Origin of the sequence: Microseira wollei NIES-4236, assembly GCF_020521235.1 — a bacterium.
Taxonomy (GTDB): Bacteria; Cyanobacteriota; Cyanobacteriia; order Cyanobacteriales; family Aerosakkonemataceae; genus Microseira; species Microseira wollei.
The window spans coordinates 1-24080 of the sequence record NZ_BLAY01000157.1; the positions used below are offsets into that span (position 1 = coordinate 1).

Consider the following 24080-nt stretch of genomic DNA (forward strand, 5'->3'; position numbering starts at 1 on the left):
TGAAATTGAAGTTTTTTGACCCGGAAAATGGTCGCAGGGCGAAGAAGGTATTCCGGTTTACGATTGATGTCAGAGATCCGATGCCGGTTACTTTGGGTGAGGTGCGTTCTTGGTCTGTGCCGAAATAACCGCTATCAACGGTAATAGCGTACCCTATAACTTAACAAAAGATAGGGAACGGGCACCTGCCCGTTCGATGCTACTGCACCTTACTCATCTTTAGAACCGAACACCATCTGTAAAATCATCGGTTTTCCTCCCTCGCGGTGATATTTATCCGCCCAGTCGCGGATAATCACATCGAGTTCTTGGAGCGCCTCGTCAATGCGCTCTGGCGGAATATCCAATTCCTCTAAAATTCGCATTACGTGCCGCTCTCGTTCCGCCCAACCCCTCATGAGACGGAAATAGCGAGCCGTATCCTCGACCATGATATAAGTGCGCTCTTCGTCGTCTGCTGGCGAATAAGAAGCGCGGGTGAGGGCATAGAAGGGCAAACCCCAAGGACAATCGATCCGGGTTACCGTTTTAGCGTAGACTAGGCGACGCTTGATATGCTCTGCTAAAGCTTCAGAAAGCGGCAGTTGTTGCTCTAGGGGCAAATCTTCCTGGGAGCGGTTGTGGAGATATTCGATCAACTCCATGAACTGAAGCGAGTTGATTAGTTGGGCATCGGGAATGTTGGGGGGTAGTTTTTCCTCAATCTGTCGTTTTTCCTCAGATGTGAGATTCGTACCAGAAATCCGCGAGCGCCCTGGTATCCAAGGATACTTTTCTAACCAGACATAAGGAAACTGGATCAGATATCGGGGTTCCTGGGACCCCAGCATCTTTAACAGTTTGCCCTTCGTCAGAGCTTCCTTGACTTCCTCAACAATTGCCTTAACCCGCTTCGGCTCAATGTGATGGAGGTGACCTGTCATCCGCAGGTTTTGACCCTGCTCCAAATAGGTCATGTAAATCGCGCACTTCGCCGCTGTTGCGGCTGCATCCAGAAACGCCCCGTGTCGGTGTCCGCTGGTTCGCATGGCACTAAAGGCCAGATACAGCATGATCTGATCCATTGCACTGGGGCTGAGGCTTTTGATCAGATTGAGGTCGTTGCTCATGTTTAGGAATGACAGTATGGCATAGGTTTAAGATTCAACAGGTATCGACGATCGCTTGACCGATCTTGGATCGCCAGTCACACTCAAGTCATTTGTCAAAAGCTGGGCAAAGCTTGAGACAAAAGTCCATAGGTTAACAACAAAATGATTGCCTGCTGGCAGTCATTATTCCCCGTTCTGGTGCGAATGGCACTAAGACTAGACGATTTAACCCAACTTCAGGGTGATCCCGATCAACAGCTGGCTAGATTTTCACCCCAGCTGAATCACAGACGCGTTTGAGCTGAAAAGGAACTCAAGCAAGACCAGCAGAAAATTCCTCCCCCAACGATATTTTTCGGCTGCTAATTTAACCAACTAGAGCTTCCATGACCAAGTGTAAATTTTTATGCTATTAAAACATCAGTATAACAAAGCCAATTTTTTTTGCCATTAAAATTAAAATTTTAACGCCAGCTACGCCGTACTTAAAACTTAACAGAAGCAGGTAGTAAAAAAAATTACTACCTGGCACGGCTGTTCTTGTTGGCATCTGATACTCTTAGCGTCCGCTACCTCGTGAAGGCATCATGGAAGTTTGATTGGATACAGCTACCGGCGAGGTGTTAACTTGGAAGATGGATTTTTGCAGGCACATGGGGCAGACCTCGTTTTTGTGTCTCTTGCTTCTACTTGTTCTTTCGGTAACTTCGTAGGTTGATCCGGAAGATTTCGCTCGCGCGCAAAAAAAGCGATATGCCTCCCAACGCTTGCGGGAACGCACTGAAAAATATCGCCAGAGAAAATTTATGAGTACAAATGCCAATTGATACCTGCTTGACCAAGAAGATGCGGAGACAAAGGAGTTGGGGAGACGCTAAGAGTGCACCCTTCTTTTGATCTCTGCACCTGGTCTGAGCCTGCCGAATTTAAACGCGCTAGGAGGAGAAAATTCTTGCTGGTGGGAATCCCCTGACTTTAGGCATGGGGATTCCCCGCGTCATTTCGTCCCCGAAGAGAGGGTCCTAAAGGACAGGAGTCACAGGACAAATGTCAGTGGATCGGGACTGACGCAAACACCAAAGTTTCTAGGATCGTCGTGGGTAAGTCCTATTCCGAGGCGTCAATCAGCTAAGTTACGAAGAAGTACCGACACCCGAACTACAACCCGATGAGGTACTGGTACAGGTGCGAGTGGTCGGTTTGTGCCAGTCGGATCTAAAAAAAATTCCCTATCCGCTGTAGGAACCGCCGCGTATCTTTGGACACGAAACCGCTGGTGCGATCGCCGCCGTGGGAGAGGATGTAACGAATTGGCAAGTAGGGACTCCCGTGGTGGTGATGCACCACATTGCTTGTATGGGTTGCGCCTACTGCATGAATGACAGCGGGTTTTGCTGCCAGTGGCGGCGGCTTTGCCGAATATGTCAAAGTACCGGGTCACCGCAGTGCAAAATGGGGGGTTGATTCCCATTCCCGACTCGGGGACGTTGGAACAGGCGAGTTTTGTCGAACCGACTAACTGCTGTCTCAAAGCGGTGAAAAAAGCTCAAATTTCCCCTGGAGAAACGGTTTTGGTGACGCAGCCCGGCCAATCGGGCTGATGTTTATTATGCTGGTGAAGTATTTTGGCGCCAGAGCGATCGCCACCGACTTGCTGCCCTCCCGCAGCGAAAAAGCCCTTGTCGTAGGCGCAGAAGCGGTATTTGATGCCCGCGATTAAGACCTACCCAGTAAGATAAAAGCACTCACCGAAAACGCGCAGGTCAGCCCCTGGCTTCAGACATGGGGAGGAAGTGCGCTGGCGATTTTAATCGCAGTCAATCTCCAGGCTTCCACTTCTGATTTTCGATGTATTTCTTGACCACATCAAGTGGAGCGCCACCAACAGTGGCAACAAAATAGGAATTAGTCCAAAGGGTAGGCAACCTACTTTTAAGCCAAGGAAATTCCTGGCGCAAGTAGCGAGAAGACCTACCCTTGATCAATTTAACCACTTTCTGTACGCCAAATTGAGGGTCGATTTTAATTAGTAAGTGGACATGAGCGGGCATGACCTCAAGCTCGATGATGTCGCACCTTGTTTCATTTGCTACTTGTTGAATAATCTCTTTGAGGCGGGTATCAACGCCATTGACTAAAACCTTTCGGCGATACTTCGGACACCATACTATATGGTCAAAGCAGCAGTATAATATCTTGTTATTGCTCTTAAAATGATTATTCATTGCTGTTCGCTAACTCGCTGCGATATAATAGTGGCACAGCGACATTGTTATCGTAAATGCCAAGTAAAAAACCCAACAAAAAGGCAAAAACCCTTGAGTTTGTAACCGAAATACCGTTAGCGGTATCGGCTAGCGATGAGAGGGTTTTGTCGTCTAGATTTGAGGCTCTTTGGCAACTTTACAACGCTTGCTTAGGCGAGGCGATGCGCCGTTTAAGATTGGTTAAGCAATTCTTCGCTATACCAATCAGCTAGAAAAATTAAATCCAATAAAAAAGAGCGGCAGAAGGCTTTTGCCGATGCAAAAGCTGCCTAGGGATACAACGAGTACAGTTTGCACGCTTTCGCTACCGTCATCAGGCGCTCTTGGATCGGCTTCCATATAGACTCAAATACAGCGCAGAAGTTAGCAACCCGTGGGTTCAATGCATCTCAAAAAGTAGCTTTCGGTATTGCTAAGAAGGTTAGGTTTAAAGGCAAGAATCAGCTAGATTCTTTAGAAGGAAAAGTTAATGCAACCGGGATTAGGTGGGAGCAAGAACAATTGGTGTGGGGGAAACTTAAACTCCAACCCTACTTTCAAGGCAACGATCCAGTAATTCTTCATGGGTTGAGCAGTCGAGTTAAGTACGTGCGACTCCAACGCCTACGTTTAAACAACAAGACTCGTTACTATGCTCAATTAGTCTGTGAAGGCAAGCCTTTTAATAAGCCCAAAAACCAGATTGGTTCTGCTGGTGTGGTGGGATGGGACTTAGCGCCATCAACAATAGCGATTGTCTCTGAGATCGCAGCTAAATTAGACTTATTTGCTCCTGAACTAAAGTCTGCTGAAAAACAGATACGTCTATTGCAGCGACGGATGGAAAGATCTAGGAGAGCTAATAATCCAGATAATTACAATCCTGACTTTGTTGACAGCAGAGGGAGAAAGAAAAAGGGAACTGTCAGAAAAGGCTGCAAAAATTGGAAAGATTCTAAATCTTACTGTGCCATAAGAAGTGCCAAGGTTAACTTGGAAAGAAAGCTAGCGGCGCATCGTAAGTCTTTACACGGGAGGCTAGTTCATGAAATTCTGAGGCTGGGAAACACAATCAATATGGAAAAACTTGACTACGCTTTTCAAAAGCTATTTGGAAAGTCTGTAAGTAAGCGCGCCCCGGGAGAATTTGTAGCTCGCTTAAAACGTTTGGCCCAAAGTGCTGGCGTGAGCGTGGTCGAATTTTCCACTCAAACAACTAAACTATCTCAGACCTGCCATCCGTGACGAGTAAAAAAGAAAAGTCTCTCAACTAGAGTCCACAAGTGTGAATGTGGGGTTCTTTGTCAGAGAGACTTGTACTCTGCCTTTTTGGCAAGATTTGTAGAGAATGACCTACTCCAAGTAAACCTGGCAAATATTGCAAGGTCGGGTGCCCAACCGTTCCTGCTGGCGGCAAGGAGACAGGCGACCGAAAAAGCTAACCTGCAAGTAGAGGGACAAGTTCCTTCTTCCTTTGGAAAGCCTCCTCCAGTCAGAGCGAGTCGCCACAAAAGTTTTAATTCCTGATGCTGAGATTTTGGATGCTGTACTTAGAAATAGGGAGAGCCAAGGAAAGGTTGAAAGAGAATTAGAACCCCCGTCCCTTTAGGGCTGGGGTGGCTTCAGCAATGGTTTGGGAGTCGATACCGCATTGCTTGCAGTTCCCAGGGAGAAAGCCTTCTTCCCAGCATTGGATGTCACGCGCCAGGGGGGCAAGATCTTGTTTTTCGCCGAGTTTCCCGAGCAGGTGGAAATTCCGATTAATCCCAATATCCTGTATCGGCGGGAAATCGATTTAATGGGCAGTTATAGTTCGTCTTACCGGGTGCAAAACTTGGCGATCGATATTGTATTTAACCGGCGCATCGATGTGGATGCGTTGATTAACGATCGCTATCCCCTGGCGCGAATTATCAACAGCTGTAGAACCTGCGAGCGCTGCCACACCAGAAACCTACAAAATCCTGATTTACCCCTGAACATTTTAGCGCGCGTAGGCTGGTTCGTTCCAGCATCCAACCTACCTGCAAAAGCTTTGCTAACCAAGACGTTGCCAGCAACGTCTTTTTTGTTGGCAAAAATAAGGCAGGACTTAGGCAAACACCAAAGTTTCTCTGAAAAATCGTCGCTGTGGAACTAAAGATATGCCTCCCTTCCGCACTCGCGTTCCCAGCCAGAAACTTTGGTGATAGGTTTGTCGTGGGTAAGTCCTGTAATGGTTGGTTAAAAATACTGCTTAAGACTGATTTTTTTATTTTCAGGACTTACGCACGACGAGAAAAGAAACCCGGTTTCGACCTTGATCTGTGGTTGCCAAACCAACGATTTTTCGGAGCGCCCTTTGTTTCTTTGCGTAATTCCTGATTTTGTCATCTGTCTAGAGTGTGATATGCTGACGTTATTGATTTTATAAGCTTAAAATCCAGAAAAATGGAAAATTCAAGCCCTACACGCGGACAATTAGAGCGCACCCTATCCCAGCGGATTCAAGCTTTATATCGCACTCAATTGGGGCATCAACCCGGTCAAATAACTTGCCAAATTTTTGATGAAAAAATTGCTATTGTTCTGGAAGATGCCCTGACCCAACCAGAACAACTTTTAGTTAACAGCGGTCGCGAGGAATTAGCCGAGCAAGTGCGGTCAGATTTAGACGCAGCCATTGAACCACAACTAAAACAACTGATTGAGGAAGTTGTGGGAGTTCCTGTGCTTGAGTTGCTCAGCGATGCCAAATTAGAGACAGGCCGCAGCGGTATTATTGCTATTTTAGCTGACCCGCCCCAAGTGCGAGATTCCTCAAAGCGCAGTTAATCAACAAGGTCAGGGGAATAGGAAATTTTAGATTTTAGATTTTAGATTTAATTTCAATCTAAGATCGTACAATTTTCATTCCCCATCCGAGGGTAAACGGCGTTTAGGTGAGGTAACGACGCAGCAAAGCTTCCAGGTCATCAACCATGTAAGGCTTGCTGATGTAGCCCTCACAACCTGATTCTAAAATGCGATCGCGGTCTTCATCTCTTGCCAAGGCCGTTACGGCAATAATTTTAATTGACTTTGTTCGCGAGTCTTGCTTGAGGCGACGAACAACTTCGATCCCATCCAAATCGGGGAGCATAATATCGAGCAGGATCAGATCTGGCTGGTGAGTTTGTGCTAACTTTAGCGTCGTCTGACCGTCTGGAGCGCTGATAAAGGCAAAACCAAACAAATCGAGGCTAAAACTAATTAACCCCAAGTTATCTTCATTGTCGTCTACAGCCAAAACTAAAGGCCGTTGAGTAATAGGTTGCTCGCCGCTGCCGCGAGAGATTTCCATAATCATAGTCTGTGTTAGGGTTCCTTCTAGATTTCCGAATGGAAGCAAGCGATGCGTTTGAATCGACGAGGCATTCTTCAAGCGGCACAAGGGAATCGAGAAATCGCCCAGACAAGGGAGATTGGGGAGAATGGGGAGACTTTGAAAGTGAGGGAGATTTGAAAACAATATTCTCCTCATCTTCCTCATCTTACCCATCTCTGGCATCAGGAAAGATGCTGTGAAAAGTCAGGGGACATGGGGGGTGGCGCTTGCAACAGACTGGCTCGCGTTAAAGCATGGGGGATGAAGGGTAAAGGATTTAGCCTTCAGGTTTCCCGTTCAGTGTTAGCTAACGTGGGTATTTTACTTTAAAATAGCCATAAAATGCACATTTATGTGTAATATCATGTCCCTGACCAACGGTTGTGTAACTGCTAATTGCTAATCGCTAATGGCTGCTCTGGAGACAATTAGCAATTAGCAATTAGCAATTCGCCATCGATACACTACCGATCTCTCGCGGACATGATATAAATCAGCCAAAAGAGCGGATGCTGTTACAAAAGTAATAAACTTGAACTCAAGACTGTGTTAAGAGAAATTTTCTCAACGACTCACCGCTCAAGGGTGATGAAACACAGGTGATGCAAAAATAAATACTCCTTTGGAATGACTTTTTAATTTTTGCCCATTGTTACCGTTGAAACAGTCGCGTACAAATCTTTACTCTTGCTCCTATGGATATGGACAGACCCAAGCCAACAAGGAGGCAACTAGAACGAAACTTATCCCAGCGTATCCAAGCGCTGTACCGCAGTTATTTGGAGTCGCAGCCTGCTGAAGTCGCTTGTCAAATTTTTGACAATAAAATTGCCATTGTTTTGGAAAATTTTATGACTCGCCCCGTACAATTGCTGGCTGAGCAAGGTAAACGAGAATTAGCTCAGCAAGTGCGGTTTAATCTAAACAAGGCGCTGGAGCCACAACTGAAAGCGCTGATTGAGGAAGTGGTAGGCGTACCCGTGATTGACTGGCTCAGCGATGCCAAATTAGAATCAGGCCATATTGCCACGATCGCTATTTTGGCAGATCCGCCAGAAGTGGGCTCGGTTAAATCAGAGAAGGCATCCGCAGATGGCGACGAATGACCGCTTCTAAGTCTTCCAGCATGTAAGGTTTGCTGAGATAGTCATCGCAACCAGCTGCTAAAATGCTCGTGCGGTCTTGTGCTTGGGCTAAAGCCGTTACTGCAATAATTGGAATCCCCTGGGTGTCCGGATGCTGCTTCAGGCGGCGGACAACTTCTTTGCCATTTAAGTCGGGCAGTAGAATATCTAGCAGAATCAGATCCGGCTGGGAAAGGTGAGCTAAGGATATAGCGGTTTTCCCATCAGCGGCAGCTATAGCGCGACAATCCAACACTTGCTCAACCGCTAAGGCAGCTAGCACTCGGTTGTCTTCGTCGTTATCGACTGCTAAAATCACAGGTTTTCTAATAGGCACGATAATACCGTTAAAGGGAAAGTTCAAAACGTCCATGCTCTGTTCTCAGGGGAAGTGGTTGAGTTGAGCGATACCCGCTGATAAAAGATGGACGAGGCATTTACAACAGCGGCGTCATCAATTTTTAGTCGTCTTCTACCGCAATTAAAAATTGCTTCCAAAGCTTCTCCTCACCTGGTAGAAGCTATAGATGTGGTGGAATAGACAACAGGACGTCGGCGCTAGAGTTGACTGGCTCGTTCTTTCTACCACTATCGTTGACTGCGCTTGCTCGACTTGAGGAAGCGACAGGCACTGGCTGTGGTGTCACTACCCAGATTGTATCTTTCATTTAAGATTTCGCAACACTATGTTTAAATAGTTGTTAAATTTTGCTTACAGGCAGCTGATAACGGCTAAAATATGCGAATTTATCGGCGCGGCGCGGCAACAGGTGTGAAACAATAATAAATAAACGGGGAACGCGAGAGTTTTAGGTTTAAATTCAGAGTCTGAATCAAAAATCTAAAATCCTACGAGAACGCTGGGGCAGCAAGATACATAGATCGAGCCTACCACAGCAAACCCCAAGTTAAATTGGGAGGAATTTAAATAATGGGTATCGCCACAATTAACCCAGCAACGGGAGAAACGCTCAAAACCTTTGATCCGCTGACGGATGCAGAAATTGAAACCAAGCTGGCAGTTGCGAAACGAGCGTTTGAGCAGTACCGCCAGACGCCGTTGAGGCAAAGGTCGGCTTGGATGAACGAAGCGGCACGGATTTTGCAGGAAAATAAGGAACAGTTCGGCAAGCTAATGACCCAGGAAATGGGTAAGCCGCTGAAGGCAGCTCACGCCGAAACTGAAAAATGCGCCCTAGTCTGCCGCTACTACGCAGAACACGCCGCCGAGTTTCTGGCAGATGTCCCAGCATCCACCGACGCGAGTCAAAGTTTTGTGCGGTATCAACCGATGGGGCCAATTTTAGCCGTGATGCCGTGGAACTTTCCCTTCTGGCAAGTGTTTCGCTTTGCCGCACCCGCACTGATGGCAGGAAATGTCGGGTTGCTCAAACACGCTTCCAACGTACCCCAGTGCGCCGTAAAAATTGAAGAAATATTCCGGCAGGCGGGTTTTCCAGAAGGAGCGTTTCAAACCTTGCTGGTAGGCGCGGATAAAGTCGCCGCGATTGTAGCAGATGACCGGGTGATGGCAGCAACGCTGACGGGTAGCGAAGGCGCAGGAATTAGTTTAGCGTCAACAGCTGGCAAGCACCTGAAAAAAACCGTCCTGGAATTGGGAGGTAGCGATCCGTTTATCGTTCTAGAAAGTGCCGACCTGGAGGCGGCGGTGTCCACGGCGGTGGCTGCTAGGATGCTGAATAACGGTCAATCTTGCATTGCGGCGAAAAGATTTATTGTAGTGGATGCGATCGCCGACAGCTTCGCCCAACGCCTGGTAGAAAAATTTCAGGCACTCAAAATAGGCGATCCGATGCACCCGGATACGGACTTGGGACCATTGGCAACACCAGGAATGCTCAAAGATTTAGACGATCTGGTGCAAGAATGCATTGCCCGTGGGTCAAAAGTTCTCACAGGGGGAAAACCATTAACAGATCGACCGGGGAACTACTATCCCCCCACAATTTTGACCGACTTTCCACCGGGGACGCCCGCCGAATCCGAAGAATTTTTCGGTCCAGTGGCGCTGTTATTCCGCGTTGCCAATATAGATGAAGCCATTGCCAGGGCGAATAACATCCCCTATGGACTGGGGGCGAGTGCTTGGACTAATGTGGAGGAAGAACGCGATCGGTTGATTAACGAATTAGAAGCCGGGGCTGTTTTCATCAACGGCATGGTTAAATCCGATCCGCGCCTGCCATTTGGCGGCATCAAGCGGTCTGGCTACGGGCGCGAATTGGGCATCCAAGGCATTCACGAATTCGTCAACATCAAAACCGTTTGGGTCAAGTAAAACTGGGTAATGGCTAATAGCTAATGGCTAATGGTAAGGAATTCTGAACAATTAGCCATTAGCAATTAGCAATTACCAATTAGCAATTACCAATTACCAATTACCAATTACCAAAACATGAACACTGCTCAACTGCTAGTACGCTGCCTGGAAAACGAAGGCGTACAATACGTGTTTGGACTTCCAGGCGAAGAAAATCTGCACGTTTTAGAAGCGCTGAGAAATTCTTCCATTCAATTTATTACCACCCGTCACGAACAAGGTGCAGCCTTCATGGCGGATGTCTACGGACGTTTAACCGGACGCGCCGGAGTCTGTCTTTCTACCCTTGGACCGGGTGCAACTAACCTAATGACGGGGGTGGCAGATGCGAACTTGGACGGCGCCCCTTTGGTGGCAATTACCGGGCAAGTCGGAACCGACCGAATGCACATTGAATCTCACCAATACTTAGATTTGGTGGCGATGTTTGCGCCGGTGACCAAATGGAACAAACAAATTGTCCGCCCCAGCATCGCGCCCGAAGTTGTCCGCAAAGCATTTAAAATATCGCAGACAGAAAAACCAGGGGCGGTTCACATCGACCTGCCGGAAAATATCGCTGCCATGCCGGTGACGGGGGAACCGCTAAGCAAAGGCGACGTAGAAAAAACCTATGCGTCGTTCCGCAGTATAGAACATGCAGCCGAGGTAATTTCCCAAGCGAATAATCCCCTAATTTTAGTCGGAAATGGAGCCATCCGCGACAAAGCAAGCGCAGCGCTGACGGAATTTGCCACCCGACTGAATATTCCCGTCGCAAATACATTCATGGGTAAGGGAGTAATTCCTTACACTCATCCTCTGGCGCTTTGGGCGGTAGGGTTGCAGTTGCGAGATTATATCAGTTGCGGGTTCGATCGCGCCGATTTGGTGATTGCTGTTGGTTACGATTTGATTGAATATTCACCCAAAAAGTGGAATCCCAATGGCAATATTCCGATTGTCCACATTGCCGCAACCCACGCCGAAATCGACAGCAGTTATATTCCTATCGTAGAAGTGGTGGGGGATATTTCAGATTCGCTGACGGAAATTTTAGAACGAAGCGATCGCACGGGTAAACCCGATCCTTATGCGTTGGAATTGCGCGATGATATCCGGTCAGATTACGAACAGTATGCCAATGATAATAGCTTCCCGATTAAGCCGCAAAAATTGGTGTACGATCTGCGTCAAGTCATGGGGCCAGAAGATATCGTTATTTGCGATGTGGGGGCGCATAAAATGTGGATGGCGCGGCACTATCACTGCGAACGTCCGAATACTTGTATAATTTCTAACGGGTTTGCAGCGATGGGGATTGCCATACCGGGTGCGATCGCCGCCAAATTAGTCGCCCCGCAAAAGCGCATCGTCGCCGTTACCGGCGATGGCGGCTTTATGATGAATAGCCAAGAACTAGAAACCGCCCTCCGCGTCGGCACCGCTTTTGTTACCATCATTTTCAACGATGGCGGCTACGGCTTGATCGAGTGGAAGCAACTCAACCAATTGGGCGTTTCAGATTTTGTCAAGTTTGGCAATCCAGATTTTGTTAAACTTGCCGAAAGCATGGGTCTAAAAGGATACCGAATCGAATCGACAGCCGACTTTATTCCTACCATAAAAGAAGCACTAGAGCAACCCGTTCCCTCGGTGATTGATTGTCCCGTAGACTATGCAGAAAACCTCCGCTTCACTCGAAAAGCTGGAGAGTTGAATTGTGTAATCTAGCTGATAGATAATGGGTTTGTAGTAGGCGCTGCCATCGCCTACTAACTCAAGTTGCTAGTTATCTCATGCATAGCAGCTAATGGCTAATGGCTAATGGCGAGATTGGTAAAAATCCTAGATTAGCAATTAGCAATTAGCAAGCTGGCAACGCCCTTGTTTATAACTAGCAACTTGCGTTACTATCAGCCTAATTACCAATTAACCAATGCAAATCGCTACTTGGAACGTTAACTCAATTCGCACCCGCTTGCAGGCGGTGGTAGCTTGGTTGCAGGAACATCCTGTAGATGTTTTGTGTTTGCAGGAAACTAAAGTTATCGATGCAGATTTTCCGCGATCGCCTTTTGAACAACTAGGCTATCACCTCTATATTTCCGGGCAAAAAGCATACAATGGCGTTGCGCTGATAAGTCGCGAACCTTTAGAAAATGTTAGCACCGGATTTGGGCCAATATTAGGAACCGATATAGGGGGAGATTTGGACGAGCAAAAGCGCGTCATTTCCGGCGTTTTTCAGGGAGTTCGCATTGTCAATCTTTACGTTCCCAATGGTTCATCATTAGAAAGTGACAAATATCTTTATAAGCTTCGTTGGTTACAAATCTTGCGCGATTATCTCCAAGCACTAATCAATACTGAAGCATCAGATAATCCAAAATCGCTCTGTGTCTGCGGTGATTTTAATATAGCCCTGGAAGATAAGGATATTTACAACCCCAAAGGACGAGAAAATCAAGTGATGGCTACCGAACCAGAACGCCAAGCTTTGCGGACAGTGTTAGAATTAGGATTAGCCGATGCCTTTCGCAAATTTACCCCCGAAGGCGGACATTTCACTTGGTGGGACTATCGGTCTGGCGGTTTCCAAAAAAATAGGGGTTGGCGAATTGACCATCATTATCTCACCCCAGAACTTTACGAAAAAGCAATTAGCTGCACGATTGATATTGCTCCGAGAAAACAGACCCAACCCAGCGACCACGTACCAGTAATTGTTACGATATAAGCTAATTTTATGACAAGAAGCGATACAGTTTGGCAGCAAGCAGAACTTTCCAAATATTTTTTAGAAGGGGTGCGGGGGAATTATTGAAGCAGCTTGGACAAAGGTTGAAAAATTTTTGGAGTTAGGGTGCGGGAATGGCGTATTAGGTAGAGCAGTTTTAGCCAAGTATCCTGATGCTAGTGGGGGATTTTTAGATGTTTCCCAAGCAATGCTTGAAGCGGCTCAAAGTCAAGTCGAGAATCACCAGAAATTAGAGTTTATTTCACAGGATTTTGTCGGAAAAGATTGGGTAATTTCAGTTGAAAATAAAGGCGGGTTTGATGTAATAACTCAAGTTGCTAGTTATAAGTTTTGACAGCGGTAATTGGTAATTGGTAATTGGTAATTGGATTAACAGGCAGTAGGGGCGGGTTTAACGAGAGCATCACCAATGTTACGACCATGATCTCTTTCCTTGCTCAACAATTTTTCACAGAAACCCGGTTTCTTTCCACTTAATTGTTGGTAAAACCCGCCCCTACTCTTGACAATTACCCATTACCGAGCGTCAGAAACCCGGTTGATTCATAGATTTCTCGCTGTATTACCCACGATTTTTCAGAGAAACCGGGTTGATTTGCCAAGGGATGTAACTAGCAACTCTAGTTACTACAGACCCGATAAAGCTGCAAATATCCTAGCTGCCGTAGAAAGTCAATGGGATTGGCCCAAAGAATTGGGTTAGAGCAACGTAGATTGTGACTTCAAACTATTTGAAATCGCTATATTTGGAGGAATGCGACCCAACCAGTAGGGTAGCACTTTGACTTTGAATGTAGTTTTTCCGTTGATGGCGCAAAATATAAAGTTATCCAGATCCCTATCGCTCAAAAAACCCAACTCAAGAGAGATTGACCCCATCGCGAGTGTGGTGTTTATAAAATGAGAGATAAGCGATCGCTAACTTGCCAGAGGAAGTGCTGTCATGTTTCTAGTCACAGGGGCGACAGGGGGACTCGGACGCCGAATTGTGCGGCTATTACGAGGGCGGGAAATGCCAGTGCGCGCATTTGTCCGCCTCGCGTCGCGCTATGGGGAATTGGAACATCGAGGCGCCGAAATCTATATCGGGGATTTGCAGCAAGAGCGGGATATTCAGAAAGCCTGTAAGGGTGTACGGTACATTATCAGCGCCCACGGCTCCGATGGCAACGCCCAAGCACTGGAATATCGCGCCAATATTGACTTAATCGACCAAGCTAAGGAAATTGGCGTTCAGCACTTTGTTTTTATATCGGTCCTGGGAGTTGACCGAGGATACGAAGATGCACCGACGTTTAAAGCAAAGCGGGAAGTCGAAAAATACCTGCAAGCAAGTGGATTGAATTACACTATCTTGCGTCCCGCTGGATTTGCTTCCAATCTCCTACCCTTGGCGGAACGGTTTCGCCAGACGGGAATATATTTATTAATAGGCGATCCCAAAAACCGCACGTCGATTGTCAGTACCGACGATTTAGCGCGAATTGCGGTAGATTCTATCAGCGTGGAAGCCGCCCGCAATCAAATTTTCCCAGTAGGTGGACCAGAAATTTTAGAACGAGGGGAAATTCCCCGCATTTTTGGTCGCATTTTGCAGCGAGAACCGACGATAATTAACCCGCCGCTGCTGGCGTTTGATGCAGTGCGAGGTGTATTGGGTTTAATCAACCCCTCGGCGCAAAAATCTTTAGGCACGCTGCGGACGTTGTTAGGGAACGAGTTCTTCTGCACTCGCGATCAGATGGCGAACTTAGAGTCGGTTTTTGGCATCAAAATGGAAACCCTGGAAAGTTTCTTGCGCCGCTATCTGGGGGTTTGAGTTACTCGCTTAAAATTCGAAGAATAGCTATTTAATCAACTGCCAAAACGTCAGAGAGGCTTTCTTCGGTGCAACCCTTGGGTAGGACGCCAAGTCAGAAGATAGGTGAGATTATATAACAAAAGGAGTAAATACCCTGATAAGAGTTTGATTATGAGCAAAAAGAAAACAAAGTTCTCGGATATTTGGGTAAACCAAACTACGCTGGGGAAGCATTTTGGGATTTCAGCGATCTCAATGGGCAAAAAACTCAAAGAGTTAGGATTGAGGTCAAATGAATCAGGCTCGCCCACTCAGGAAGCAATTGACAATGGGTTTTGCAAGTCAACTCCACTCAAGGATGGAACGCCATTTTTTATGTGGAACAAAGCTAAAGTAACCGAGTTAATGCAAGCCCAAGGCCATCAAAAACTAGATACTCAAGAAATCAGATGCCGAGAACTAGCGGATGATTGGATGCGAGTTCATAAACAGTTTCAGGAAGCTGTCAGCGGCATTGAAGAGGAAATGTGCTACGAGGAAGCACAAGATATCAAGAAAGAAGCGAAACGCACAGGCTTGACAAAACGGGTAAACGAGATTCTACGCGAGCGCAAGTTTGATGGCGATTTGATCGAGAACTGATGCCCTAGAGTGTAGTTGGTGTTACAGAAGCCCTATGCAGATAGACTCATAATGTAGTTGGTGTTAGAGAACTGGTTGCCTGGGATGACATCGACAAAGTAAGTACCAGGACCTAAGTTCTGAGTGATGGCGTTGATGCTGCCAGCACCAGCATAAACGTTGGCTACATACTCGCTCGGCTCGATCGCATTATTATTGTTGCGATCCGCAAAGATATTCGCAAGTACAGGCTCGCTGACGCTGGTGAGGGATAGGTTCAAGTTGCTGATATTACCCAGCACGAAGCGGTAGAAGTCATTGCGGTCGGTGCTGCCTACAAAGTCTTGAAGAACACGAGTACCGCTCAGAGTGCCTAAGTTCAAAGCGTTGTTTGGGGTGTTACCGGGGTCTGTTGGATTTGTCGTGGGACTGGGAGTTGCATTCAGATCTAGCTGGTACACAGTCGGAAAGGAGGAACCTGTAACGACATCGACGTAGTAGCTTCCCGCACCCAGAGTCCTGTTGATCGGAGTGAAGCTACTAACAGTATTCAATTGTTCACCCGGATCGATCCTAAAATTGGTGTTGCTATCCACAAACAACCTCAGCTGGGCAGGAGAGTTAAAGCTGCTAAGAGAGAGGTTGACGTTGCTGGGTTTATCCAGGGTGAAGAGGTAGTAATCCTCTGGGTTGGTAGGGCCGACAAAGTTGACCAAACTGGCTTTGGCAAGCAACGTACCAAGGCCAAGCGCCGTGCTAGTGGATAAACCAGGATCTTGAACCGGAGAAACAGGGGGAGATGCCAGACGCCCCTCTCGAATGCCAAAGTTCAGGAAGTGGTCTACTGCCTGCCGGAAGTTGAAGCCTACTGCCCTTAAGTCGGCGTTATTGTTCAGGTAAAAGCTGGGTTCGAAAAATTCCGATGCAACTCGTCCCTCATTGGTGCCAAAGTTTTTGTAGTGTTCGTATAGTTGCTCGTTGCTCGTTAGACGAGCTGCCACCAAATCAGGGTTGCGAGACCGATAAAAGGCGGGATTAAAAACTACTGAAAACCGCCGCCCTTCGGCTAAGCCAAATTGTTCTAGATGCTCAAATGCTTGCCGGTTGGTGGTTAGCCCTGCTAAAGCTAAGTCAGGGTTGCTCGTGCGGTAGTAGCCCAGATTAATAAAGGGTGAAAAACGACGCCCTTCATCAGCACCAAATCGCAGGAAATGATCCCGCAGTTGTGCATCTGTGGTAACTCCAGCTGCGGCTAAGTCTGGGTTAGCTAGTCGATAAAAATTGGCATCGAATAAGTTGGCGACCATATGTTATACTCCTGGACATAGGAAAGCGAAATTTGTGTTGTGTGAACAAGCAATAGGCAATGGTGCTGCGTTGGCACTTGCAATGCAACTCAAATTCTATTGCTATCTTGTTGCCTCAAGTATTCCCTATCCGCGCCGCAACGCAACGCAGATGAGAATGAATTTTTTGGGATTAGGTCGAGCCTGTCCTAGCAGTAAAGCAAAGTAACGCTATCTTGGAAAAACTTTTTGGGTTGGCGTCATTTGTACTGTTGCAGGGAAGCAAGACGACGCTGAAACAAACTATTTTTTGGGTTACACCAAACCTAAGATTCAAATTAGGTGTTATGGGAACAATGCTTTATTCTTTAATACAATCGTAACTTGATAGTCGGCAACTGACAATAAAGTAAGTGCCAAGGATAAAAAACTTAAAAAATATAAATAAACGCGAGTGCGGTTACTGTAAAAATAGCTAAGTTTTAAAAAGCCACATGTGAAGAAAAAAGACAAGGATGGAAACCCCCCTAAACACCTGTATAAGTGAGGGATTAAGGGGGATACAAACTTAGCTAATTCCAAGGGGAACGGGGATAAACCAATGTAATGCCAAGGCGAGTAAAATGGCGGCGATCGCACCAATTAAGGTATTGAGAATATTCACCACTTCATTGGTAAGCCAGGTGAATTTAGCTTGCAGAGTTGCACCAATGACGCTTTCTAAATTGGTGGCAATAAAAGCAGCGATCGCGCACAACCCGACACCGAATAAGTCTATTAAACCAACGCCCCAACCAACTAGCGCGATCGCAAAGGATGCCACAATTCCTGCTAAAGTCCCTTCTAAACTCACAGCGCCTTCCGTTCCCCGCGCCACGGGTTGAAAAGTGGTAATCAGAAACGTGCGCTTGCCATAAGCTTTCCCCACCTCAGACGCGCTAGTATCGGAAAGCTTCGTGCTGAAACTGGCAACATATCCCAACAGGAGTAACTCGCGATACGGGGAAGTTACAAAAATACTCGCAATAGCACAGATCGTCCCAGCTAAAGCCGAACCCCAGACATTTTCTGGCCCTCTCATACCCGAACGCTTCTCAGCTATTCCTGCCGCTTCCTTTTGCGCCATCCCAATGCGCGTGACGCCGGAACCGACGAGAAAATAAAACATTACCACTAGATATCCTGAAAAGCCAAGCGTACCCCAGACGATGACGCCTAGAACCCAAGCGTGGAGGTATCCGGCGGGGGTGAGGAGTTTTTTGGGGAGAATGAATGCGATCGCAAGCATTACTGTATTCAATACTACTGCAACCAGCCAGGGATTTAGAGAATAGAAGGTAGAGAGCATTAATAACCAATCTCCAACGATGAACCCAGTTCTATTTCATCTTGCCTCAACCGCCAACTCGGTCAATTTCTTGATCGCCCGATGCTTCCTTAATTTTCAAGTTAAGGAGAATTTTATCATTTGATATCATGTCCGTTGGCTTACCCGTAATAAAATATCACCAGGTTGCCCCACAGATCCCCCCATGTATTAGCACGGCAGATTTAAGTTATCTTTATCTCAGGAATTACGCAAGGGCGTTGCCATCACCTTAGTTTCGACCTAGATCTCTAGTTGACAAATCAACGATTGCAAGAGCTGGCGCGCACCAAGACTTTTTACCCGTGCCAGGGTACAAGGGTGCGGTGGGTTCCCCATCTCACATGTTGCACCTTTCTCAATAAGGCTTGAGAAACCGGGTTTCAAGACGCAAAATCTAGGGTTTCAGGTAAAGGCAGTGGCAAGAAACCCTGGTTTCTCACCCTGGTGCAATATGTGAGCCATCCAAGGTTTAAAACTTTCAGCAATCAACAGCGCACGCACCTCTTTGCCGCTAGAATGACCTACTGGGGATTTCTCAGGGTGGCTTGTTGCCATGACGGCTGCTGTAGGTGATTCCCAAACAATACTGCAAACTTTCCTTCCCACCCCGCAAGGAGCAGCAATAAAGTTTTCCTGTGGTTCAAAATTCGGGGTGGTTTTCTCCCTCTCAACCCACTTGCTGACCATGTCAAAGGTTCTAGTTTCCGATCCAATTGACCAAGCTGGTATCGATATCTTATCCCAGGTGGCTCAGGTTGATGTCAAAACCGGGCTGCCACAGGAAGAATTGATCCGGATTATGCCAGATTACGACGCCTTGATGATTCGCTCTGGCACTCAAGTTACTAAAGAAATCATCGAAGCTGGGAAGCAGCTAAAAATTATTGGGCGTGCGGGTGTTGGCGTTGATAACGTGGATGTGCCTGCTGCAACGCGGCAAGGCATTGTGGTGGTCAATTCCCCAGAAGGTAATACGATCGCAGCAGCCGAACACGCGCTCGCTATGATGCTATCCCTATCTCGCTACATCCCCGATGCCAACGCTAGTGTCACTAGCGGCAACTGGGATCGCAAAAGCTTTATGGGGGTGGAAGTCTACAAAAAAACCCTCGGTATCGTCGGTTTGGGTAAAATTGGCTCCCACGTCGCCACCGTAGCACGGGCAATGGGGATGAAACTTTTAGCCTACGATCCTTTTATCTCCAACGATCGCGCCGAGCAACTCGGCTGTCGCTTGGTAGATTTGGATCTGCTATTTCGGGAAGCCGACTTTATTACCCTGCACATCCCCAAAACACCCGAAACGGCTAACATGATCAACGCCGAAACTCTGGCGAAGATGAAACCCACGGTGAGGATTATTAACTGCGCCCGTGGCGGGATCATCGACGAAGCCGCGTTGGCGGAAGCGATCGCTTCTGGTAAAATCGGCGGGGCAGCCCTAGACGTATTCTCCAAAGAACCCCTAGGCGAGTCCCCCCTATTGCATCTCGGTAAAGCAGCCGTCCTCACCCCCCACCTGGGAGCCTCTACCGCCGAAGCGCAAGTCAATGTCTCTATCGACGTAGCCGAGCAAATTCGCGACGTGCTGTTGGGGCTACCAGCGCGCTCAGCAGTGAATATTCCCGGTTTGTATCCCGATGCGATCGAAAAACTCAGACCTTACCTGCGACTGGCTGAAACCTTGGGTAACATGGTCGGTCAACTCGCAGGCGGACGGATTGAAAGTCTGAACATCCGCATGGAAGGAGACTTGGCGAGCGTAGATAGCAAACCCTTGGTAGTAGCAGCTTTAAAAGGTCTGCTCTACCCAGCATTGCGCGAGCGCGTCAACTACGTCAACGCCGGAATTGAAGCCAAAGAACGGGGCATTCGCGTGATTGAAACGCGGGATGCCGCAATTCGCGATTATGCGGGTTCGCTGCACCTGGAAGCCAAAGGGTCTTTGGGCGACCACTCGGTAACGGGCGCTTTGTTAGGCAATGACGAAATTCGCATCACTGCCGTCAATGAGTTCCCCGTCAACGTCCCCCCGACGCAGAACATGCTGTTTACCCTGCACCGCGATATGCCGGGAATTATCGGTAAAATCGGTTCCCTGCTGGGCAGTTTTAACGTCAATATCGCCAGTATGCAGGTGGGGCGTAAAATTGTCCGGGGCGATGCGGTGATGGTTTTGAGCCTGGATGACCCCCTCCCAGAAGGGATTTTGGCAGAAATTACCAAAGTTCAGGGAATTAGGGATGCATATACGGTAACTTTATAAGTGCTGATGGCTAATTGCTAATGGCTGTGGAAGAATTAGCAATTAGCCGTTAGCCATTAGCAATTAGCGGCTCAAGTATGGCAAACAGCTGGTGGGAATTGCAAATTGTGTGCGATCTGGCGCTAGAAGATTCTATCTTTTGGCGACTGGAACAATTCGGCTGTCGAGGGACGGCGAGCGAAACGAAAGGATATTCCTACCTGGTACGTGCCTACATCCCCCAAGAGCAAGTGCAACTTTTGGATTTGGCGGCGCTGTCCCTGTGGTTGCGTCAGGATGCTTTGGTGTTGGGGTTGCCCATACCTACGACCCATTGGCATTTGATTGATGAAGAAGATTGGGCGAGTAGTTGGAAGGCGCACTGGCAACCCCAGGAAGTGGGCGATCGCTTCCTAATTTACCCCGCTTGGTTACCCGTACCCGATCAATCAGATCGATTCATCTTGCGACTCGATCCCGGACTGGCGTTTGGCACCGGCACCCATGCCACCACCCAGCTGTGTCTGGAAGCGCTGGAAATGCGAATCGATCAAGAAAGCCACGATATCGTAGCAGATCTCGGCTGCGGCTCTGGAATTTTATCCATAGGCGCGATTATGCTGGGAGCGGAAAAAGTTTATGCCGTCGATGTCGATCCCCTAGCAGTGCGCGCCACTCGCAGCAATCGCACCCTCAATCGCGTCAATAGCGATCGCCTGATCGTAGAACAAGGCAGTATCGATCGCGTCATGAAAATGATCGATGCCCCCGTTGATGGCATTGTGTGCAATATTTTAGCCGAGGTAATTATCGATCTAATCCCCCAAATCAGCGCTATTACCAAACCTACATCCTGGGGCATTCTCAGCGGGATTTTGTTAGACCAAACTAAACCCGTCGCCGATCTGTTGGAACAACAAGGTTGGACAATTGCCGCCCTTTGGCGTCGGCAAGATTGGTGTTGTTTTAATATCCGACGGTCTTAAGAATGTTTGTAAAGTTAAGTGCAGGCGGCAGCTGCTTTGATCGCAACGGCAGTTAAAGCATTGTAGGGGCACGGCATCCACAATATTTTGCTTTTGTAAACAACATTGAAGGTGCCGTGCCCCTATGCCTAATTATAAGCAATTAACCGGACATGATATAATTCAACGTTTCAAGGCGTTAACGCTCTTAAACGGAGGCAAAAAAAGACAAGATAAACAACATTCACTAAAATCAGCAGTCCTTTACCTATGCAAGATTGAATCAGATTAAAAACAGGGAATGTCGCTAGAAAAACTAGCAAGACCTCGACGGAAGAGACAATCGCTCCGTAATGCTTCGGGTCCCAATAGGAAATCGGACTGATAAATCGATAATTGCTAAATGGGAAAAAGTGTCGGTGAGCGTCGTCGTTGTGAACTGGCAAATCTAGACAAGAATGCAGCCCCAAACTAAGGCACAATATTTGCATTTTTTCCCAGCCAAATTTGTCACCAATTAGCCATCCGATTGCAGCTAAAGGAATGGAATGGAAAATCGCTACAACGGTTTGCCAGAAAGGTTCGTAATAGGTTTCTGTCCAAATTTGCTTTGACGGCAGACGCGCAATTAATTTCGCCCATCCGTAGAACAAGAAAATTGGAATATCGGGTAAAATTGCGCCGAAGAAAATGGGAAGATTCCCTTGGGGAAGCGACCGTTCGCCAAGTAAGAAAAGATTTAGGATCGCGTGGCTGGGTGTATTCATATCATGTCCGCGAGAGATCAGTTGTGTATAGTTGATTGTGCGAAAAAGCGTTTTTTCTCCCCTTTGCTCCCCCAGCTCCCCTTTGCTCCCCCAGCTCTCCAAACGCAACCGATGCAACCGGACACGATATCACGGGTGCGCTGTTTCTAAATCGCTCTTGTCAATATTAATAAATGGCAGCGCTCCATTTCCACCCAATACCATTGGAAAATGCCCATCCCATTTTTCTATGGCTTGCTTTTGCAGAATTTCAGATGTTAAATTTTCTCGCAGCAATCTTTGCGCTTCCGCTTGTCCTTTGGCGCGATTAACTTCGGCTAATGCTTCTTGGGTGGCTTTTTGAGCTAGAAATTCGGCTCTTTTAGCTTCTTGTTCGGCAATTTGTTTGGCTTCTACTGCTTCGCTAAAGCGTTGTGAAAAGTGGATATTGACTAAAGAAATATCATCAACTGCGATATTATACTGTGCCAGCCGAGTTTGCAATTGGTCGTCAATACCTGCTTTGACTTCGCCGCGTCTGGTGATAATTTGCTCGGCGGTATAAAGCGCCATAACGGCTTTAAGGACTTCTTCAATCGCTGGGTTAATAATTCGCTGCACGACTTCTGCTTCAGCGCCAATTTGTTGAAAAACCCTATTGGCTTTTTCTGGGATTATATGCCAGTTGAGCGCTACATCGGTGTAAACATCTTGAAGGTCTTTTGAGGCAGCTTCTGCGGGAATTTGATGTTTTTGTACGCGGATGCTGAGCTTTTTAACTGTATTGACAATTGGGACAATTAGGTGTAAGCCTTCGCCTAAAACTTGTTCTTGGACTTGACCGAATTGCATAATAACGCCGCGTTCGCCGGCGTTGACAATGACGAAGGGTTTGAAGGCAATTGTCATTATGAGTAGTAAGATGGCGATCGCTGCTGCGAAAATCGATGGGTTGGTAGATTTCATAGTGGTTTGGGACAGGGGGGAGCAAGTATAACTTAAAATTGTTCGGGGTCGATGCCTCGTTGTGGCAATTGCTCGCTCAAAGCTTGATAGCGCTGTTGTTCTTGTTGTCGCAGAATTCGCTCTTGTTCGAGACAGGAGTTCGCGAAGCGGAAGCGAGGCATATCGCATTGTCTGCGCGCTGACGTTCTTGTCCATCGGGGCGATAAATTTCTAGGGTGTCTTGTTTGAGTTCAAACCGGATGCCTAAACGAGGACTGGTCCGCCGATTCATTGCTGCAATAGGTTCTAACCAATCTCCAGAACGGGTAAACCCTGTTAATTCTATATCGTTTGGGTCATAAACATAATATTCTTCTACTCCATAACGTTGATAAAACAGGGTTTTTTGCAGCATTTTTGTAGCGCGATTGCCTGGGGAAAGAATTGCAAAAACGACTTGGGGGGGAATGTTATCTTCTTCCCATTGTTTGTAGGAACCTCTATCGCCTTTGGGTCTGCCAAAGACAACCATTGCATCGGGTGCAGTGGGAATGGTGTTATTTCCTTGAACCGGATACCAAAGCAGATCGCCTGCGATAAAGACGTTATCGACCTTGGCAAACAAGATTTCTAGATTTTCTTTGAGCGCAACAATCCAGCGAAATTGTTTGGTATTGTCTGCGATTGGTTGTCCGTCGCTGTCAGGGTAAATAATTTCTGGGGCAGTTTCAGCGGGGAGTTGCTGTATCATGCTGTTTTTGCTTGGAAGGGCTGATTTTAATCTTAGCTTTACTAACATCTTGCACCGATAGACTTTGGCGGGCAAAATGCCCACCCCACAAGAAAAATTAATCATTAATCTCTTGTGGGATGGGCGACTTTGGCGGCAAAATACCCACCCCACAAGAAAAATTAATCATTAATCTCTTGTGGGATGGGCGACTTTGGCGGGCAAAATACCCACCCCACAAGAAAAATTAATCATTAATCTCTTGTGGGATGGGCGACTTTGGCGGGCAAAATGCCCACCCCACAAGAAAAATTAATCATTAATCTCTTGTGGGATGGGCGACTTTGGCGCCAAATACCCACCCCACAAGAAAAATTAATCATTAATCTCTTGTGGGATGGGCGACTTTGGCGCCAAATACCCACCCCACAAGAAAAATTAATCATTAATCTCTTGTGGGATGGGCGACTTTGGCGCCAAATAC

General features: G+C 47.2%; 24 protein-coding genes and 3 pseudogenes. 17 read left to right on the plus strand and 10 right to left on the minus strand.

Annotated features, from left to right (window positions below; all coding sequences use genetic code 11):
• On the plus strand, window positions 1–128 hold a 128-nt coding region (locus MiSe_RS36365; protein WP_226589612.1), incomplete at its 5' end, for a cyanobactin maturation protease PatG family protein.
• A gap of 81 nt (window positions 129–209) precedes the next feature.
• Here the strand turns inward: MiSe_RS36365 and hetR are convergent.
• On the minus strand, window positions 210–1109 hold the full coding sequence (gene hetR / locus MiSe_RS36370; protein WP_226589556.1) for a heterocyst differentiation master regulator HetR: 900 nt from the start codon (window positions 1107–1109) through the stop codon (window positions 210–212).
• A 1089-nt stretch (window positions 1110–2198) separates the two neighbouring features.
• Here hetR and MiSe_RS54150 point away from each other — a divergent pair.
• Window positions 2199–2808, plus strand: a pseudogene (locus MiSe_RS54150) (alcohol dehydrogenase catalytic domain-containing protein); the annotation flags it as partial.
• Window positions 2809–2908: 100 nt separating this feature from the next.
• On the opposite strand, the gene tnpA reads toward MiSe_RS54150, so the two are convergent.
• Entirely contained in the window at window positions 2909–3316 is a 408-nt protein-coding gene (tnpA, locus tag MiSe_RS36380; RefSeq protein ID WP_226589558.1) for an IS200/IS605 family transposase, read from the minus strand.
• Window positions 3317–3649: 333 nt separating this feature from the next.
• Between tnpA and MiSe_RS36385 the strand changes: the two genes are divergently transcribed.
• The 4 genes and pseudogenes from MiSe_RS36385 (at window position 3650) to MiSe_RS36400 (ending at window position 6151) form a co-directional block, all read left to right on the plus strand.
• Window positions 3650–4582 carry a hypothetical protein gene (locus tag MiSe_RS36385; protein WP_226589561.1) on the plus strand — a complete coding sequence of 311 codons (933 nt, stop codon included), beginning with the start codon at window positions 3650–3652 and terminating at the stop codon, window positions 4580–4582.
• 84 nt (window positions 4583–4666) lie between these two features.
• A complete protein-coding gene (locus MiSe_RS36390) occupies window positions 4667–4864 on the plus strand; it encodes a hypothetical protein (RefSeq protein ID WP_226589564.1) in 198 nt (65 codons plus the stop codon).
• 97 nt (window positions 4865–4961) lie between these two features.
• Window positions 4962–5316 (plus strand): annotated as a pseudogene (locus MiSe_RS36395) (sorbitol dehydrogenase); the annotation flags it as partial.
• A 451-nt stretch (window positions 5317–5767) separates the two neighbouring features.
• On the plus strand, window positions 5768–6151 hold the full coding sequence (locus MiSe_RS36400) for a Na-translocating system protein MpsC family protein (RefSeq protein ID WP_226589567.1): 384 nt from the start codon (window positions 5768–5770) through the stop codon (window positions 6149–6151).
• A gap of 103 nt (window positions 6152–6254) precedes the next feature.
• On the opposite strand, the gene MiSe_RS36405 is transcribed toward MiSe_RS36400, so the two are convergent.
• Window positions 6255–6665 (minus strand): response regulator, encoded by a 411-nt coding sequence (locus tag MiSe_RS36405; RefSeq protein ID WP_226589569.1) that lies wholly within the window; start codon window positions 6663–6665, stop codon window positions 6255–6257.
• A gap of 32 nt (window positions 6666–6697) precedes the next feature.
• On the opposite strand from MiSe_RS36405, the gene MiSe_RS36410 reads away from it, so the two are divergent.
• Window positions 6698–6883, plus strand: a complete 186-nt coding sequence (locus MiSe_RS36410; RefSeq protein WP_226589572.1) for a hypothetical protein — start codon at window positions 6698–6700, stop codon at window positions 6881–6883.
• A gap of 495 nt (window positions 6884–7378) precedes the next feature.
• Window positions 7379–7789 (plus strand): Na-translocating system protein MpsC family protein, encoded by a 411-nt coding sequence (locus MiSe_RS36415; protein ID WP_307731608.1) that lies wholly within the window; start codon window positions 7379–7381, stop codon window positions 7787–7789.
• On the opposite strand, the gene MiSe_RS36420 is transcribed toward MiSe_RS36415, so the two are convergent.
• The gene (locus MiSe_RS36420) at window positions 7752–8180 is read right to left on the minus strand and encodes a response regulator (RefSeq protein ID WP_226589575.1); all 429 of its coding nucleotides are present in this window, start codon (window positions 8178–8180) and stop codon (window positions 7752–7754) included. The genes MiSe_RS36415 and MiSe_RS36420 overlap by 38 nt on opposite strands.
• 558 nt (window positions 8181–8738) lie before the next feature.
• Between MiSe_RS36420 and MiSe_RS36425 the strand changes: the two genes are divergently transcribed.
• The 6 genes from MiSe_RS36425 to MiSe_RS36450 all read left to right on the plus strand — a co-directional run bounded on the left by MiSe_RS36425 (window position 8739) and on the right by MiSe_RS36450 (window position 15331).
• Window positions 8739–10106 (plus strand): NAD-dependent succinate-semialdehyde dehydrogenase, encoded by a 1368-nt coding sequence (locus tag MiSe_RS36425; protein WP_226589577.1) that lies wholly within the window; start codon window positions 8739–8741, stop codon window positions 10104–10106.
• A gap of 117 nt (window positions 10107–10223) precedes the next feature.
• The gene (locus MiSe_RS36430) at window positions 10224–11861 is read left to right on the plus strand and encodes an acetolactate synthase large subunit (RefSeq protein WP_226589580.1); all 1638 of its coding nucleotides are present in this window, start codon (window positions 10224–10226) and stop codon (window positions 11859–11861) included.
• 205 nt (window positions 11862–12066) lie between these two features.
• Window positions 12067–12867, plus strand: coding sequence for an exodeoxyribonuclease III (xth, locus tag MiSe_RS36435; protein ID WP_226589582.1), 801 nt, complete (start codon window positions 12067–12069; stop codon window positions 12865–12867).
• 115 nt (window positions 12868–12982) lie between these two features.
• Window positions 12983–13222: a class I SAM-dependent methyltransferase gene (locus MiSe_RS36440; protein WP_226589585.1), complete on the plus strand. Its 240-nt coding sequence runs from the start codon at window positions 12983–12985 to the stop codon at window positions 13220–13222.
• A 609-nt stretch (window positions 13223–13831) separates the two neighbouring features.
• Window positions 13832–14707 (plus strand): SDR family oxidoreductase, encoded by an 876-nt coding sequence (locus tag MiSe_RS36445; protein ID WP_226589588.1) that lies wholly within the window; start codon window positions 13832–13834, stop codon window positions 14705–14707.
• A 153-nt stretch (window positions 14708–14860) separates the two neighbouring features.
• Entirely contained in the window at window positions 14861–15331 is a 471-nt protein-coding gene (locus MiSe_RS36450; protein ID WP_226589590.1) for a hypothetical protein, read from the plus strand.
• Between the two features lie 32 nt (window positions 15332–15363).
• On the opposite strand, the gene MiSe_RS36455 is transcribed toward MiSe_RS36450, so the two are convergent.
• From MiSe_RS36455 to MiSe_RS36465, 3 genes are all read right to left on the minus strand, one after another.
• Complete coding sequence (locus MiSe_RS36455; protein WP_226589592.1) at window positions 15364–16617, minus strand: hypothetical protein; 1254 nt, start codon at window positions 16615–16617, stop codon at window positions 15364–15366.
• Between the two features lie 547 nt (window positions 16618–17164).
• Complete coding sequence (locus MiSe_RS36460) at window positions 17165–17944, minus strand: TIGR00297 family protein (RefSeq protein WP_226589594.1); 780 nt, start codon at window positions 17942–17944, stop codon at window positions 17165–17167.
• A 423-nt stretch (window positions 17945–18367) separates the two neighbouring features.
• The gene (locus tag MiSe_RS36465) at window positions 18368–18652 is read right to left on the minus strand and encodes a hypothetical protein (RefSeq protein WP_226589596.1); all 285 of its coding nucleotides are present in this window, start codon (window positions 18650–18652) and stop codon (window positions 18368–18370) included.
• Between MiSe_RS36465 and serA the strand changes: the two genes are divergently transcribed.
• Together serA and prmA are read left to right on the plus strand one after the other, a co-directional pair.
• Entirely contained in the window at window positions 18651–20231 is a 1581-nt protein-coding gene (gene serA, locus MiSe_RS36470; protein WP_226589598.1) for a phosphoglycerate dehydrogenase, read from the plus strand. The two genes, MiSe_RS36465 and serA, sit on opposite strands and share 2 nt — an antisense overlap.
• Window positions 20232–20308: 77 nt before the next feature.
• Window positions 20309–21196, plus strand: a complete 888-nt coding sequence (gene prmA, locus MiSe_RS36475) for a 50S ribosomal protein L11 methyltransferase (RefSeq protein WP_226589600.1) — start codon at window positions 20309–20311, stop codon at window positions 21194–21196.
• A 170-nt stretch (window positions 21197–21366) separates the two neighbouring features.
• Here prmA and MiSe_RS36480 read toward each other — a convergent pair whose 3' ends face one another.
• From MiSe_RS36480 to MiSe_RS36490, 3 genes and pseudogenes are all read right to left on the minus strand, one after another.
• Window positions 21367–21942: a hypothetical protein gene (locus MiSe_RS36480; protein ID WP_226589602.1), complete on the minus strand. Its 576-nt coding sequence runs from the start codon at window positions 21940–21942 to the stop codon at window positions 21367–21369.
• Window positions 21943–22071: 129 nt separating this feature from the next.
• A complete protein-coding gene (locus tag MiSe_RS36485) occupies window positions 22072–22887 on the minus strand; it encodes a prohibitin family protein (RefSeq protein ID WP_226589605.1) in 816 nt (271 codons plus the stop codon).
• Window positions 22888–22919: 32 nt separating this feature from the next.
• Window positions 22920–23617: pseudogene (locus MiSe_RS36490) on the minus strand (Uma2 family endonuclease).
• A 270-nt stretch (window positions 23618–23887) separates the two neighbouring features.
• On the opposite strand from MiSe_RS36490, the gene MiSe_RS36495 reads away from it, so the two are divergent.
• Window positions 23888–24080: hypothetical protein (locus MiSe_RS36495; protein ID WP_226589609.1), on the plus strand; the 193-nt coding region annotated here is incomplete at its 3' end.